The sequence below is a fragment of the Paenibacillus sp. LRG-1 genome, from assembly GCF_057220305.1.
In genome coordinates this window covers 3,640,674-3,654,397 of sequence record NZ_CM170126.1, presented here as the reverse complement: position 1 = coordinate 3,654,397, position 13,724 = coordinate 3,640,674, and the positions used below count along the sequence as shown (strand labels likewise).

Below are 13,724 nucleotides of genomic sequence, written 5' to 3'. Positions count from 1 at the left end.
TGTTTTTGTATGTCTATTCCTAAAACGTAAATGTGGTCGTCATTGCTCTGCCGCCTCTGGCATGATATGGTGAAGCGTAGTGGAATGAAGGGAAGAGTGAAAGGCATGGACGAAAAAAATACGGATTATAGTGCCAAAAAAGGAGCATTACTGGAGCAAGGGCTGATCAGCCCGCAAGCTCTAGAACTCATCACTGAGCTGGAGACAGAGCTGAACTTTCTGCGCAAGCAAAATGAATCATTTCGCAAGGCGCTGCGAGCCAAATCAGCACAAAGTCCAAGGATGTCTACTAAATTACGAGATGCGCTGTATGAATGATATGGAAAGATATCTGGATTAAAGGGTTATCTTTTTTGTAGCCTATGCCTAAATGCTATATTTTGTACAGTGAAATAAAGAGAGTACAATAAGCTATATATAATCAATTGTTAATGGAGGAGAAACATGACTATACATTGTGATGTCGCTATTTTGGGTGGAGGAACCGGGGGGTATGTAGCAGCCATTCGTGCCGCCCAGCTAGGCAAGGAAGTGGTTATCATCGAAAAGGACAAGCTTGGCGGAACCTGTCTGCACCGTGGTTGCATTCCGAGTAAAGCCTTGCTGCGCAGTGCGGAAGTATATGCGACGATTAAGGAAAGTGCACAATACGGTATTGAGACATCGGGAGCACAGCTTGTATTTCCTAAGGTTCAGGAGCGTAAGGAAGCCGTTGTGGAGCAACTGCATCAAGGCGTTCAATTTTTGATGCGTAAAAATAAAATTACGGTGCTGAGCGGTAAGGGACGCGTGATTGGGCCGTCTATATTTTCTCCAAAAAGCGGGGCAGTTGCTGTGGAACTAGAAGATGGTGAGATGGAGACGATTGTTCCTGCACATCTCATTATTGCAACGGGATCACGCCCGCGTGTGCTGTCCGGACTGGAGCCAGATGGCGAATTTATTCTGAGCAGTGACGAAGCGTTAACTATGGAGGAGCTACCAGCATCCCTGATTATCGTGGGCGGTGGTGTTATTGGCGTAGAGTGGGCTTCCATGCTAAATGATTTTGGCGTGGAGGTTACGGTGGTTGAAGCTGCGAATCGACTTATTCCCACGGAAGACGAAGACGTTTCGCGTGAAATGCAGCGCTTGTTAACCAAGCGTGGTGTCAAGGTGCTGACGGGTTCACAAGTGCTGGCTAAAACATACGGCAAAGATGAGGAAGGCGTACAGATTGAGGTGCAAAAAGGGGAAGAAACCGAAACCCTCAGCGCTTCCAAATTGCTCATTTCTGTAGGGCGTCAGGCAAATGTGGAAAATATCGGGCTGGAAAATACGGATATCCGCGTAGAGCGTGGCTTTATCTCGGTTAATGAGCATTTGCAGACGAATGAACCACATATTTACGCCATTGGAGATTGCATCGGCGGCTTACAACTGGCGCATGCGGCGAGCCATGAAGGTTTGCAGGCGGTTCATCATATGGCGGGCGAAGAGTTTCACAGTGTACCTAACCATCTGATTCCGCGGTGTATTTATACACGTCCTGAAGCCGCGAGCGTCGGCTTAACGGAGCAAGAAGCCCGTGAGCGTGGACATCAGGTGAAGACAGGGAAGTTCCCTTTTCAAGCTATCGGAAAATCGCTAGTATACGGCAGTCGGGACGGCTTCGTCAAAGTAGTGGCCGACGAGAAGACCAATGATATTCTCGGTGTACATATGATCGGTACGCATGTGACGGATCTGATCAGCGAGGCCGCTCTTGCGCAACTGCTGGATGCTACGCCATGGGAAGTCGGACAACTTATTCATCCGCATCCGACGTTGTCGGAGATTTTGGGAGAAGCGATGTTGGCCGTTGATGGACAGGCGATTGGCATATAAACGTTTCAAATAAATCGGTGCTTTTCTTTTTGGGGAGAAAAGGATTATAATGGGGTTAGCCAGAGTTTAGTACCAGGTTTTAAGACAAGATGGTACTAGGTACTGGAAGTAGGATGTTTGACACTTAAGGAGGTGCCTCAATGAGTTCTAAAGGCGCTGTAGACGCTGGCTTCAGACATGAACAGCTGGGACTTACTCACGGACAAGTTATTGATATGTACAGATATATGTTGCTCGCAAGAAGATTTGACGAGCGCAACATGCTCCTGCAACGGGCAGGGAAAATTAATTTCCACGTTTCTGGCATTGGACAGGAGGCGGCACAAGTAGGTGCAGCTTTCGGCCTTGACCGGGAAAAGGACTATTTTCTTCCCTATTATCGGGATTATGGATTCGTGCTTGCGGTAGGAATGACGCCGCGCGAACTAATGCTGTCGGCATTTGCCAAGGCAGATGATCCCAATAGCGGTGGTCGTCAGATGCCAGGACATTTTGGTAGTAAACGGCTGCGTATTGTGACTGGCTCCAGCCCAGTAACGACACAGGTTCCGCATGCAGTAGGTGTAGCTTTGGCTGCCAAAATGCAGAAAAAGGATTTTGTTTCGTTTGTTACGTTTGGGGAAGGCTCCAGCAATCAGGGAGATTTTCACGAAGGCTGTAACTTTGCTGGTGTACAGAAGCTGCCAGTCATCATTATGTGCGAGAACAATCAATATGCGATATCGGTTCCGATTCATAAACAGTTGGCAGGCAAGGTAAGCGACCGTGCTTTGGGATATGGTTTTCCAGGGATTCGAGTCGATGGTAATGATGCGTTGGCGGTATATGCGGCGGTGAAGGAAGCACGGGAACGTGCTGTCCGCGGTGAAGGTCCTACGCTGATCGAAGCCATGATGTACCGTCTGTCTCCTCACTCCACCTCGGATAATGATCTGGCTTACCGGACCAAGGAGGAAGTGGATGAGAACTGGGCCAAGGATGGCGTAGCCCGTATGAAAAACTACTTGATTGAATGCGGCATTTGGGATGAGGCCAAGGATGCGGATCTGTCGGCTGAGCTGCTGCTCGAAGTCAAGGAAGCGATTGAATATGCAGATAAAGCGCCTTTTCCAAAGCCCGAAGATACGCTGCTGCATGTGTATGCAGATAGCGATGGGGAGGGCCGGTAACAATGGCGATTATGGAATATATTGATGCGATTCGTCTTGCCATGAAAGAAGAGATGGAGCAGGATGAAACGGTTTTTGTATTAGGTGAGGATGTCGGGGTGAAGGGCGGCGTCTTTACAACGACAAAGGGGCTTATGGACCAATTCGGTGAGCAACGTGTCATGGATACGCCATTGGCTGAATCGGCTATTGCCGGGGTTGCGATTGGTGCAGCCATGTACGGAATGAAGCCGATTGCCGAAATGCAATATTCGGACTTCATGCTTCCGGCGACAAATCAGATTATTAGTGAAGCAGCTAAAATCCGTTACCGCTCTAACAACGATTGGAACTGTCCTGTGGTAATCCGCGCGCCAATCGGTGGTGGTATCTTTGGTGGTTTGTATCACTCTCAGTGTCCAGAATCTATCTTTTTTGGTACGCCGGGTTTGAAAATTGTTGCTCCATTTACACCTTATGACGCAAAAGGATTGCTGAAAGCAGCCATTCGTGACCCTGATCCAGTGCTGTTTTTTGAAAATAAAAAATCCTACAAGCTGATCAAGGGTGAAGTGCCTGAGGATGATTATATCGTTCCGATTGGCAAGGCTAATCTATTACGTGAGGGTGACGATATTACGGTCATCGGATATAGCCAGCCTTTGCATTTTGTCATGCAGGCTGCTGAGGAATTGGAGAAGGAAGAGGGCATTACCGCACATGTTGTGGATTTGCGCACACTCCAACCGCTGGACCGCGAAGCCATTATTGAGGCTGCACGACATACAGGTAAGGTATTAATCGTGCATGAGGACAACAAAACGGGCGGCATCGGTGCCGAGGTATCGGCAATTATTAATGAGGAGTGTCTGTTCGAGCTGGATGCGCCGATTGAGCGTCTATGTGCTCCTGATGTACCAGCCATGCCGATCAGTCCACCGATGGAGAAGTTTTATATGTTAAACAAGGATAAAGTTAAGGAAGCCATGCGCCGTCTTGCAATGTATTAATAAAAGCTAGATTGGACGAAAGCATTCCAAAAGTATAGCGGGGGCAGCGGTAAAACGCTCCCTCCTATGATGTTAAGGAGTTGAAAAAATGTCAGACCAAACACAATGGAACGACGTGACCATGCCACAATTGGCAGAATCGCTCGTATCGGCGACAATTGCCAAATGGCTCAAACAACCTGGTGAAACGGTAGAGCAATTCGAGCCGATTTGCGAGGTTATTACAGATAAAGTGAATGCAGAAATCCCATCCACATTGGACGGCATTATGGGTGATCTGTTGGCAGAGGAAGGTCAGACAGTAGCGGTAGGCGAGTTAATTTGCCGTATCCAGACGAAGTCGGCTGCACCTGCGGCGGCATCAGGAGCGACACCTGCTGCACCAGCATCTCAAAGTACCGTACAAACACAATCTCAGCAGAGTGCTGGATCGGACCAGTCCATGAGAGGACGTTTTTCCCCAGCGGTGCAAACCCTGGCTGCTGAGCATAATGTCGACTTAAGCCAAGTACCAGGCACGGGCATGGGGGGAAGAATTACCCGCAAAGACGTGCTGAATTATGTGCAGCAGGGCGGTTCTGCTCCCACTGGAGTATCTGGACAGCCGACTGCGACAACATCAGGACAAGGCTCTCCTTTTGCAGGAAGACAGCAGTCTGCCACTCAGCACAGCACACCGATTCAAAATATGGACCCTGCTATTCCGGTTCGTAACAGTGGGATTCATTTGACGGAGGCTCCAAAGGCTCCTGTGATCGAAGTTGAGGGTGGCAACAATAACAGATCCGAGTATTTTATTGATGTTACACCCATTCGCAGTGCAATTGCTCGCAATATGCGACAAAGCGTTTCCGAAATTCCACATGCATGGACGACGATTGAGGTGGATGTGACCAACCTGGTAATGCTCCGCAACAAGATCAAAAACGAGTTCAAGCAAAAAGAAGGCATCAATATTACGTATCTGGCTTTCCTCATGAAAGCAGTCGTGAATGCAATCAAAGAATATCCGATCATGAATTCGGTGTGGGCTGTGGACAAAATTATCGTCAAAAGAGATATCAATATTTCGCTAGCCGTGGGTACAGAGGACTCCGTTCTTACTCCTGTTATTAAAAAAGCGGACCAGAAAAATATTGCTGGATTAGCTCGTGAAATTGACGATTTGGCACGTAAAACCCGGGAAGGCACGCTCAAACTGGACGACATGCAAGGCGGAACGTTCACTGTAAACAACACAGGCTCCTTTGGTTCGATTTTATCTTATCCGGTAATTAACTATCCGCAGGCTGCAATTCTTACCTTTGAATCCATTGTCAAAAGACCAGTGGTTATTGATGATATGATTGCGGTTCGCTCGATGGCTAATCTGTGCTTGTCGCTGGATCATCGCATTTTGGACGGAGTGATTTGCGGACGATTCCTGCAACGGGTTAAAGAAAATCTAGAAGGCTACACTTTGGATACGAAGCTGTACTAATCATCCGAACAGTGGGGGAAATGTACGGAGAGGAAGTGATAGGCCGTGAACAGACGACCGCTTGATGTAACCTATACGAATAGGATGGAATATGCCCATGCATGGGATGTCCAGAAGGAGATTGTGGGAAAGCTGGATGCGGGAGAGGCAAGAGAAACGCTTATGCTTCTCCAGCATCCGCCGACCTATACGATTGGATCTCAGCGGCATCCTGAACATTTGCTCCTCACACCAGAGCAACTGAAGGAGCAGGGAATCAGCGTCTTTCAGATTGACCGTGGGGGAGACATTACATATCATGGGCCGGGGCAGCTTGTCGGATATCCTCTACTTATGCTCGGCAACCGGGAGGCGCTGAATCTGCACGGATACCTTCGAAGTCTGGAAGAAGTGATCATCCAGTTGTTGGCATCTTATGGGGTTGAGGGAAGCCGTAAGCCTGAATATACGGGGGTATGGATCGGGAATCTAAAAATTGCGGCCATTGGCGTCAAATTCAACAAGTGTAAGCACCGTCGGGGCTTCGTAACCAGCCATGGCTTTGCCTTTAACATCAAATCAGGGATACAGCATGAGGGCTTTGAGGGCATTGTCCCGTGCGGAATTCAGGAATACGGTGTGACATCATTGGAGGACTGCATACAGAAGCCTATGTCGGTGGAGCAGATTGCGAAGGAAATTGTACCGTTCTTTGAACAGCAATTTTCATTTGCTGCGCAATGGCAAACGCATTCTTTCCAATAAAGGTAAGGCGGGCTATTGTGTATGTACACGAAAGCCCGCCTGTTTGCTTTACGTAACAGCTCGTCCACTCAAGGCTTCAATAGTTCCTTAGAGCAGCCGGATACCTTGAGCGGTATAGTTATTATAGTGGCATAATAAACGGCTCAATTACCATGAACAGCGTAGAACCAATCATAGCTGCGAGCATAATGTAGACGAAAAAACGAACCCATTTTTTGTTCGACATGTGTAACTCCTTTAGGATAGGTTTAAGTCATAGATAAGAACATCTATCCGTATTGTAGCGTAATCGGGAAAGAGAGGAAAGTTTAATGACAGTAAAAGTAGTAAAAGACCGAATCGTACAGGAATTTATGGAACTCGTACAGGTGGATAGTGAAACGAAAAATGAGCAGGAAATATCACGTGTTCTAAAAGAAAAGTTTAATGCACTCGGGCTGGAAGTAATGGAAGACGATTCTCGTGAAAGAACCGGACATGGTTCAGGCAATCTGATCGTCACCTGGAAAGCGGAAGGTGTGGAGAAAGCACCCAAATTATTTTTCACCTGCCATATGGATACCGTTACTCCGGGTAAAGGCATTAAGCCACAGTTGGGTGAGGATGGCTGGATTCGTAGTGACGGTTCAACGATTCTGGGTTCTGACGACAAGGCGGGAATTGCTGCTTTGTTCGAGGCGATTCGTGTCGTGCGCGAGCAGAATATTCCCCATGGTCAAATCCAGTTCGTGATTACGGCTGGCGAGGAATCTGGTTTAATGGGTGCACGGGCGATGAAGCCGGAAGTGCTAGATTCTGATTTCGGATATGCTTTGGATTCGAATGGTGAAGTTGGCTCTATTTGTATAGCTGCCCCAACGCAGGCACGTATTGAAATGAAGATAACTGGGAAGTCCGCTCATGCGGGGGTAAATCCCGAAGATGGCATTAGTGCCATTCAGGTCGCTTCTAAAGCCATTTCTAAAATGAAACTAGGACGGATTGATAAGGAAACGACCGCTAACATCGGCAGTTTCGAGGGCGGCGGCGCGACGAATGTGGTATGCGATTTTGTATTGATCCGTGCAGAGGCACGTAGTATTGTGCAGGAAAAGGTTAATCATCAAATCCAGCATATGCGTGAAGCGCTGGAAACCACCACACGCGAATTTGGTGCACAGGGAGAGTTCCGCAGTGAAGTCATCTATCCAGCATTCAGCTTTACGGAGCATGACGAAGTTGTACAGGTTGCGCAGCGTGCAATTCAAGGACTGGGACTGGCAACGTCGACCTTCCATTCCGGTGGTGGCTCAGATGCTAATGTATTCAACGGGCTTGGAATTCCAACGGTGAATTTGGCTGTGGGCTACCAGAACATCCATACAACAGAGGAAAAAATCAAGGCCGATGACCTGGTGAAGGTTGCTGAAGTTGTCATAGCTCTGATTCAAGAAACCACAAAATAAACTTGTATCATACACTTGCAACATACTGAAAAAAGGTTCAGGTTAAAGACAGGAACAGCGTTCCTTCGTCTTTAGACCTGAACCTTTTTTGGAACAGCTAGCGAAGCGATGGTGGCGGTAGGTCCGTGTTCCTTTTGCCACTGACGCAAGAGTGCTTGAATCTGCCAGGCTTTACCAACGATATGGAGTGTGCTTTCAGTACGGTAGCTTTTCATTTCTGCATCTCCTCATGACAGGAAGTTTGTTATCCTACCACCAGCATATGTACAAAGTGGACAAGTTAGACTAACTTTGGTGATAATTAATAAAGAAAGATAGATATGAAGGAGGAAACTTACCGATGAACGAGCAAACGAACGGACAATTGAACAATCCAACAAACGATGCACATTGCAAGCCTTATTCCAATCCTGCGCTGGAGGAAAAGACCGTGTCCACACAGCCTATTTTTGAGGGAAAGGTCATTACATTACAGGTAGACACGGTAGAGCTTCCCGACGGCTCCACTGGAAAGCGTGAGATCGTAAAGCATCCAGGTGCGGTGGCTGTTTTGGCTCTACATGAAGGGAAAATGCTGGTCGTGGACCAGTACAGACAGGCGATGGGGCGCTGTGAGGTAGAAATTCCTGCAGGTAAGCTAGAGCGGGGTGAAGACCCGATGGAAGCAGCGGGGCGTGAGCTGAGAGAAGAGACAGGTTATACTGCCAAGTCGTTGAAGCTGCTACACTCCTTTTATACCTCTCCTGGCTTTGCGGATGAAATCATCCATCTGTATGTGGCCGAAGAACTGGAGTTAGGTGAGATGGAACCGGATGAGGATGAATTTCTGGAGCTGTTTGAGGTGACGCTGGAAGAAGCACAGACGCTTATTCGTGAAGGACGGATTAGTGATGCCAAAACGATTCTGGCCGTCTATGCGTGGCAACACCGCCAACATACAGGGAGCTTCTAAGCGGATGGATGAAAATATAGTAGAACTTAACGACTACTTTGCAGACTTGCATATTCATATTGGCAGAACAGAGAAGGGAAATCCGGTCAAAATTAGTGGCAGCCGCGATCTGACCTTTGCCAACATAGCTAAGGAAGCCTCCGGTCGTAAAGGAATTGGGCTGATCGGTATCATTGACTGCCATGCACCTAATGTACAGGAGGATATTCGTACCTATTTACATACGGGTGAAATGAAGGAAATCAGCGGCGGCGGTATCGCATACCGGGATACGGTTATTCTCCTTGGCACGGAGCTGGAAATACGTGCTGAAGGTCGTCCTGAGGCGCACGTACTGGCCTATTTTCCAGATCTGGCGGCGATGGAGGATTTTACCCAATGGCTGGCCCGGCATATGAAAAATGTTAATCTTAGCTCACAACGAATCTATGCGCCGCCACGCGAGTTGCAGCAGCAAATTTACGGACGTGGAGGCATTATGGTGCCTGCGCACGTGTTTACTCCTCATAAGGGCATATACGGCAGCTCAGCGGCCCGTATGGAGGAACTGCTGGATATGGAGCTCGTTAGCGGGGTGGAGCTGGGGCTGAGCGCAGATTCATCTATGGCCGGTTTGATTTCGGAACTGGATCGCTTCAGCTTTCTCACGAATTCAGATGCCCATTCACTTGGGAAAATCGGACGAGAATACAACAAATTATCACTGGCAAAGCCGTGTTTTGATGAATTCAGAATGGCTTTGGAGCGGCGGGAAGGACGACGGGTGCGTGCCAACTACGGATTAAATCCGAAACTGGGCAAATACCATCGTTCTTACTGTCAAAGCTGCGGTACGATTATTGACGAGCAACAGATGGCGGATGAACGTTGTCCTGACTGTGGTCATACCAAGCTGGTGCGAGGTGTGCTGGATCGAATATGGAGCATTGCCGACCGTGAACAGTCCATGATTCCTTCCCATCGTCCGCCGTACATTTACCAGATTCCCCTGGAGTTTATTCCAGGTCTGGGCAAAGCCAAGCTGAACCAGCTATTGGTTGCATTTGGAACAGAAATGAATATTTTACATGAGGTTACGCAGGAGGAGTTAGCAGCAGTCGTCGGAAAAGTGCTAGCAGAGCAAATTGTGCTTTCACGCGAGGGGCGACTGTCGCTTGTATCCGGTGGTGGTGGAACATACGGCAAAATAGCTAAGTCCTAGTAAAGTCTTGTCCCTCTAAAGGCATATCAGCGTCTGCTTGTTCATAACCATAAATTATCTATGCCGCTGGCTTGGCACATCATTCGTGATGCTTGATCTGCAGTGAAAGCTGCCCCATTTCTAGCCATCAGCCGTCGGATTACGGTTGTTTTTTGGACAAACAAGCAGATGAAAGGGGCAGGACGCCGATGCAATGGTTTCGTCATACGTTAAAAGATCAGACGCCGTATTATGTTTTCTTGGCTGTGCTGTTTCTGGTGGGAGTCGTCTTTGGCGCACTTATGGTTAACGCACTCTCGCTGGAGCAGTTACAGGATTTGTCCCGTTACCTGAAGGATTTTTTTGTAACGGTCAATCAAAACGAACAGGGCTTCGCTGATTCGCAGGCGGCTTCGACCTTTTGGGATAGCGTATCTTTACATCTAAAATGGGTCGGCCTAATTTGGGTGTGTGGCCTTTCGGTTATCGGTCTGCCGGGCATTCTTGTATTGAATTTCCTCAAGGGTGTGCTAATCGGATTTTCAGTAGGTTATATGGTGGGGCAATATTCGTGGAAAGGACTGCTATTTTCTTTGGTTTCAGTTGCTCCTCATAACCTGCTCGTCATTCCGGTACTGCTCGTCTGCAGCGTGGCTGCGATGACTTTTTCCATCCATATGATCAAAACCAAAATACTCGCTACCCGGCCGTCAGACGGGATGCTGCGTCCGTTGCTGTCTTATGCAGGATTGACTGCTGTGATGATGGTGCTTCTTATCGGTAGCGCGTCCTTTGAAACTTGGATCACCCCGGTAATGATGCAATGGGTCACTCCTATGCTGACAGCTTCCATATCATCTTGATTCGTTTCAAAATGTTTGACTTTATTTGTATAGACCCCCTATAATAATAGGAGTGAAAAAAGTGCAGTAGGCAGTAGCTTTGCAGGGGGAGGGAGACACATGGAAGCACGGATCGAAAAAATTAAGCAGCAGCTGCAATCCCAGGGCTACAAACTAACGCCTCAGCGGGAAGCCACCGTCAGAGTTTTACTTGAGAACGAAGATGATCATCTGAGTGCGGAAGATGTATTTATGCTCGTCAAAGAGAAAGCTCCCGAAATCGGTCTGGCAACCGTATACCGTACCCTAGAACTGCTAAGTGAACTGCATGTCGTGGAGAAAATTAATTTTGGTGATGGCGTTGCGCGTTATGATTTGCGCGGCGATACAACCAAACATCACCATCACCATTTGATATGTGTGCAGTGTGGCAGTGTAGATGAAATACTGGAAGATTGGCTTGGACCATTGGAGGAGCGTCTGGAACGGGAATATAATTTTACCGTAGTGGATCATCGTTTGGACTTCCACGGTATTTGTTATCGTTGTAAGGCGAAGAACGATACGACGGCTCAGAAATCTTTGGGCAAATCCAGAAAACACAAATCTCAGGACTAAAAGCTGACTACCCAAGCTCTCACCGACGAAGATGCGTTCGGGAGAGCTTTTTTGGTTCGGAATCTGTTGTTCGGGATTAAGCGGAATAAAAAGGAATAGCTTGTCATACCCTTCCATAGAGAGTCCTATTAGGGACTATATTCTGGGGAAAAGGCGGCTGATTCACATGGTACTATCGTTGCGGAGAGGACTAAAATGGCTGCGTTTAGTAATATTGTTCGGGGTGCTGGCATGTATGTTCTTTTATAGCCTCAGGCTGTTTACAGATTGGATAACACCTGTAGATCATTACCGAATACCGGAAGGACATGCAGTTAAGGTATTTGGCGGGCAAAAAGTAAATGAAGGGTCCGAGCATCGAATAGCAGTGTTGGAACGTTTACGTTTCTTTTACTGGTATGGTGAATAGTCTAAGTAATAGGTCTTGATGAGCTTATGATATGAACGCAGCACACGAAGAAGCAGACGCTGAGACTGAACCGTTGTATGCAGAACAAGGAGACTTTTGGAACTCATGAAAATGTACATTCAACCTTTCGTTCAATATATGGAAGAGGAAAAAGGTTTGTCGCACAGCACATTGGAAGCGTATCAACGGGACGTACAGCAGTTTGCCGAGTTCGCAGAAAGCTGTGGTATTGAGCAGCCGGATAACGTCCAACGGTCACATCTGGTACTGTATTTGGGCCGTTTGAAGGAACAGGGAAAAGCTGCGGCGACGATATCACGTAGCGTCGCCTCCATTCGCTCCTTTTTTCATTTTCTTATTCGGGAGGGAATTACGATCCACGATCCGTCCGTTCTGCTGGAGCTGCCCAAAGCGACTAAAAAGAAGCCCTCGGTGCTAACGCAAGATGAGATAGAGCGTTTGCTGGACGCGCCGGATGTGACTGCCCCGCAAGGGGTGCGAGACAAGGCGATGCTGGAGTTGCTGTATGCGACGGGCATTCGTGTATCGGAGCTGATTGCCCTAAACGTGCGTGATGTCCGCACCGATCTGCGCTTTGTGCACTGTGGCGGCGAGGCAGGCAAGGAGCGTGTTGTACCGATCAGCCGTGAGGCATCACAGTGGGCACAAGCCTACATGGACGAGCAGCGTCTATTATTGCTGAGATCCGGGCAGGGTGAAGAAGCTCAGGTAGAGCAGGAAGCCATGTTCCTGAACGTATCTGGTCAGCGTCTCAGTAGACAGGGCTTCTGGAAAATGATTAAGAAGTACGGCCAGGAAGCAGGCATAAGCGAGGATATCACGCCCCACACGTTGCGGCATTCCTTTGCGGTACATATGCTGGAGGGCGGAGCGGATTTACGCTCTGTACAGGAAATGCTGGGTCATGCTGATCTGTCAACGACGCAGGTATATGCGCAGACGGCCAGACGGAATATGAAGGAAGTATATGAAAAGCATCACCCGCACGGCGGCAACCGCACTTCTCATGAAAGCAAAGATCGAATGTAACGATACTTTGCTTTCATAGAAAATGTGATAATGACTATAACTTTACGATTGTACAAGTCAGGAGAGATATTAATGTCAACAGCCAACCAAGCTACAATTCAGGAAGCAGCAGATTATATCCGTGCCAAGAGCGGAATACGTCCAGAGATTGGTCTTATTCTGGGATCAGGTCTCGGTATTCTGGCCGATTTAATTCAGGATGGAATTAGTATTCCTTATCAGGATATTCCCCATTTTCCTGTATCGACGGTAGAAGGTCACGAGGGAGAATTACTATTAGGCACGATTGAAGGTCGCGCTGTCGTCATGATGAAAGGGCGCTTTCATATGTATGAGGGCTATGGCCCGCAGCTGACGGCTTTCCCAGTTCGGGTGATGAAGCAATTGGGGATTCAAAGTCTGCTGGTGACGAATGCAGCAGGTGGTGTAAATACTTCCTACGAAGCAGGCGATCTGATGGTCATCTCGGATCATCTTAATCTGACAGGACAAAATCCATTGATCGGACCGAACGATGCTGGTCTGGGCGTTCGTTTTCCAGACATGTCGGAGGCGTACAGCCGCCGCTTGCGTGAAATTGCCAAGCAAACGGCTAACCAACAAGGCTTCAGTCTGCAAGAAGGTGTATATGCTGGATTGCTGGGGCCTAACTATGAAACGCCTGCTGAAATCGTTATGCTACGTACACTGGGTGCAGATGCGGTGGGTATGTCGACCGTATCTGAGGTTATTGTAGCCCGTCATGCAGGTATTGAGGTACTGGGCTTCTCCTGTATCACGAATATGGCCGCAGGCATTCTGGATCAGCCTTTGTCCCATGGTGAAGTGATGGAGACGGCAGAGAAAGTACGTGAGCAATTTTTAAAACTTGTGCTAGCGATTATTCCACAAATGTAGATTGGGGATCATGTTCAACCGAAGCGGTGGACATATATCCCAAGAACCCCATATCCGATCGCCTTTTGATGGCGTGGGTATGG

The 13,724-nt window shown here is 48.1% G+C and carries 16 protein-coding genes; 14 read left to right on the top strand and 2 right to left on the bottom strand.

All coding sequences use genetic code 11. The features are described from left to right. Positions 1-84: 84 nt before the first annotated feature. The 6 genes from ACUUJN_RS16255 (at position 85) to lipB (ending at position 6,248) form a co-directional block, all read left to right on the top strand. Positions 85-318, top strand: coding sequence for a hypothetical protein (locus ACUUJN_RS16255; RefSeq protein ID WP_013310799.1), 234 nt, complete (start codon positions 85-87; stop codon positions 316-318). Positions 319-444: 126 nt separating this feature from the next. Then, complete coding sequence (lpdA, locus tag ACUUJN_RS16250) at positions 445-1,866, top strand: dihydrolipoyl dehydrogenase (protein WP_484668707.1); 1,422 nt, start codon at positions 445-447, stop codon at positions 1,864-1,866. 140 nt (positions 1,867-2,006) lie between these two features. Next, a complete protein-coding gene (locus ACUUJN_RS16245; protein ID WP_023989229.1) occupies positions 2,007-3,035 on the top strand; it encodes a thiamine pyrophosphate-dependent dehydrogenase E1 component subunit alpha in 1,029 nt (342 codons plus the stop codon). A gap of 2 nt (positions 3,036-3,037) precedes the next feature. Further along, positions 3,038-4,024 carry an alpha-ketoacid dehydrogenase subunit beta gene (locus ACUUJN_RS16240; protein WP_013310796.1) on the top strand — a complete coding sequence of 329 codons (987 nt, stop codon included), beginning with the start codon at positions 3,038-3,040 and terminating at the stop codon, positions 4,022-4,024. An 88-nt stretch (positions 4,025-4,112) separates the two neighbouring features. Beyond that, positions 4,113-5,504, top strand: coding sequence for a dihydrolipoamide acetyltransferase family protein (locus ACUUJN_RS16235; protein ID WP_023989228.1), 1,392 nt, complete (start codon positions 4,113-4,115; stop codon positions 5,502-5,504). 45 nt (positions 5,505-5,549) lie between these two features. Beyond that, positions 5,550-6,248 carry a lipoyl(octanoyl) transferase LipB gene (gene lipB, locus ACUUJN_RS16230; protein WP_068941567.1) on the top strand — a complete coding sequence of 233 codons (699 nt, stop codon included), beginning with the start codon at positions 5,550-5,552 and terminating at the stop codon, positions 6,246-6,248. Between the two features lie 121 nt (positions 6,249-6,369). Here lipB and prli42 read toward each other — a convergent pair whose 3' ends face one another. Further along, entirely contained in the window at positions 6,370-6,474 is a 105-nt protein-coding gene (gene prli42 / locus ACUUJN_RS16225) for a stressosome-associated protein Prli42 (RefSeq protein WP_023989226.1), read from the bottom strand. An 85-nt stretch (positions 6,475-6,559) separates the two neighbouring features. Between prli42 and ACUUJN_RS16220 the strand changes: the two genes are divergently transcribed. After that, positions 6,560-7,693, top strand: coding sequence for a tripeptidase T (locus ACUUJN_RS16220; RefSeq protein ID WP_279832650.1), 1,134 nt, complete (start codon positions 6,560-6,562; stop codon positions 7,691-7,693). 71 nt (positions 7,694-7,764) lie between these two features. Here the strand turns inward: ACUUJN_RS16220 and mciZ are convergent, their stop codons facing one another. Beyond that, positions 7,765-7,908, bottom strand: coding sequence for a Z-ring formation inhibitor MciZ (gene mciZ / locus ACUUJN_RS16215; RefSeq protein WP_076159536.1), 144 nt, complete (start codon positions 7,906-7,908; stop codon positions 7,765-7,767). Between the two features lie 125 nt (positions 7,909-8,033). Between mciZ and ACUUJN_RS16210 the strand changes: the two genes are divergently transcribed. The 7 genes from ACUUJN_RS16210 (at position 8,034) to ACUUJN_RS16180 (ending at position 13,641) form a co-directional block, all read left to right on the top strand. After that, positions 8,034-8,645, top strand: a complete 612-nt coding sequence (locus tag ACUUJN_RS16210; RefSeq protein ID WP_076264831.1) for an NUDIX domain-containing protein — start codon at positions 8,034-8,036, stop codon at positions 8,643-8,645. A 4-nt stretch (positions 8,646-8,649) separates the two neighbouring features. Next, positions 8,650-9,846 (top strand): endonuclease Q family protein, encoded by a 1,197-nt coding sequence (locus ACUUJN_RS16205; protein WP_254347635.1) that lies wholly within the window; start codon positions 8,650-8,652, stop codon positions 9,844-9,846. A 188-nt stretch (positions 9,847-10,034) separates the two neighbouring features. Next, on the top strand, positions 10,035-10,688 hold the full coding sequence (gene spoIIM / locus ACUUJN_RS16200) for a stage II sporulation protein M (protein WP_053325687.1): 654 nt from the start codon (positions 10,035-10,037) through the stop codon (positions 10,686-10,688). A gap of 99 nt (positions 10,689-10,787) precedes the next feature. Beyond that, positions 10,788-11,285, top strand: a complete 498-nt coding sequence (gene fur, locus ACUUJN_RS16195; protein WP_023989221.1) for a ferric iron uptake transcriptional regulator — start codon at positions 10,788-10,790, stop codon at positions 11,283-11,285. Between the two features lie 166 nt (positions 11,286-11,451). Further along, positions 11,452-11,694: a YqzK family protein gene (locus tag ACUUJN_RS16190; RefSeq protein WP_023989220.1), complete on the top strand. Its 243-nt coding sequence runs from the start codon at positions 11,452-11,454 to the stop codon at positions 11,692-11,694. 105 nt (positions 11,695-11,799) lie between these two features. Next, positions 11,800-12,744 carry a site-specific tyrosine recombinase XerD gene (gene xerD, locus ACUUJN_RS16185; RefSeq protein WP_484668706.1) on the top strand — a complete coding sequence of 315 codons (945 nt, stop codon included), beginning with the start codon at positions 11,800-11,802 and terminating at the stop codon, positions 12,742-12,744. A 72-nt stretch (positions 12,745-12,816) separates the two neighbouring features. After that, the gene (locus tag ACUUJN_RS16180) at positions 12,817-13,641 is read left to right on the top strand and encodes a purine-nucleoside phosphorylase (protein WP_013310786.1); all 825 of its coding nucleotides are present in this window, start codon (positions 12,817-12,819) and stop codon (positions 13,639-13,641) included. Positions 13,642-13,724: the final 83 nt, after the last annotated feature.

What these genes read in the sequence shown, in the direction of transcription:
- ACUUJN_RS16190 (WP_023989220.1), top strand. Translation starts at nt 11,452, where the DNA reads ATGGTACTATCGTTGCGGAGAGGACTAAAATGGCTGCGTTTAGTAATA.
- ACUUJN_RS16205 (WP_254347635.1), top strand. Translation starts at nt 8,650, where the DNA reads ATGGATGAAAATATAGTAGAACTTAACGACTACTTTGCAGACTTGCAT.
- ACUUJN_RS16180 (WP_013310786.1), top strand. Translation starts at nt 12,817, where the DNA reads ATGTCAACAGCCAACCAAGCTACAATTCAGGAAGCAGCAGATTATATC.
- mciZ (WP_076159536.1), bottom strand. Translation starts at nt 7,908, where the DNA reads ATGAAAAGCTACCGTACTGAAAGCACACTCCATATCGTTGGTAAAGCC.
- ACUUJN_RS16220 (WP_279832650.1), top strand. Translation starts at nt 6,560, where the DNA reads ATGACAGTAAAAGTAGTAAAAGACCGAATCGTACAGGAATTTATGGAA.
- xerD (WP_484668706.1), top strand. Translation starts at nt 11,800, where the DNA reads ATGAAAATGTACATTCAACCTTTCGTTCAATATATGGAAGAGGAAAAA.
- ACUUJN_RS16235 (WP_023989228.1), top strand. Translation starts at nt 4,113, where the DNA reads ATGTCAGACCAAACACAATGGAACGACGTGACCATGCCACAATTGGCA.
- prli42 (WP_023989226.1), bottom strand. Translation starts at nt 6,474, where the DNA reads ATGTCGAACAAAAAATGGGTTCGTTTTTTCGTCTACATTATGCTCGCA.
- ACUUJN_RS16210 (WP_076264831.1), top strand. Translation starts at nt 8,034, where the DNA reads ATGAACGAGCAAACGAACGGACAATTGAACAATCCAACAAACGATGCA.
- ACUUJN_RS16245 (WP_023989229.1), top strand. Translation starts at nt 2,007, where the DNA reads ATGAGTTCTAAAGGCGCTGTAGACGCTGGCTTCAGACATGAACAGCTG.
- spoIIM (WP_053325687.1), top strand. Translation starts at nt 10,035, where the DNA reads ATGCAATGGTTTCGTCATACGTTAAAAGATCAGACGCCGTATTATGTT.
- ACUUJN_RS16240 (WP_013310796.1), top strand. Translation starts at nt 3,038, where the DNA reads ATGGCGATTATGGAATATATTGATGCGATTCGTCTTGCCATGAAAGAA.
- ACUUJN_RS16255 (WP_013310799.1), top strand. Translation starts at nt 85, where the DNA reads ATGAAGGGAAGAGTGAAAGGCATGGACGAAAAAAATACGGATTATAGT.
- lpdA (WP_484668707.1), top strand. Translation starts at nt 445, where the DNA reads ATGACTATACATTGTGATGTCGCTATTTTGGGTGGAGGAACCGGGGGG.
- fur (WP_023989221.1), top strand. Translation starts at nt 10,788, where the DNA reads ATGGAAGCACGGATCGAAAAAATTAAGCAGCAGCTGCAATCCCAGGGC.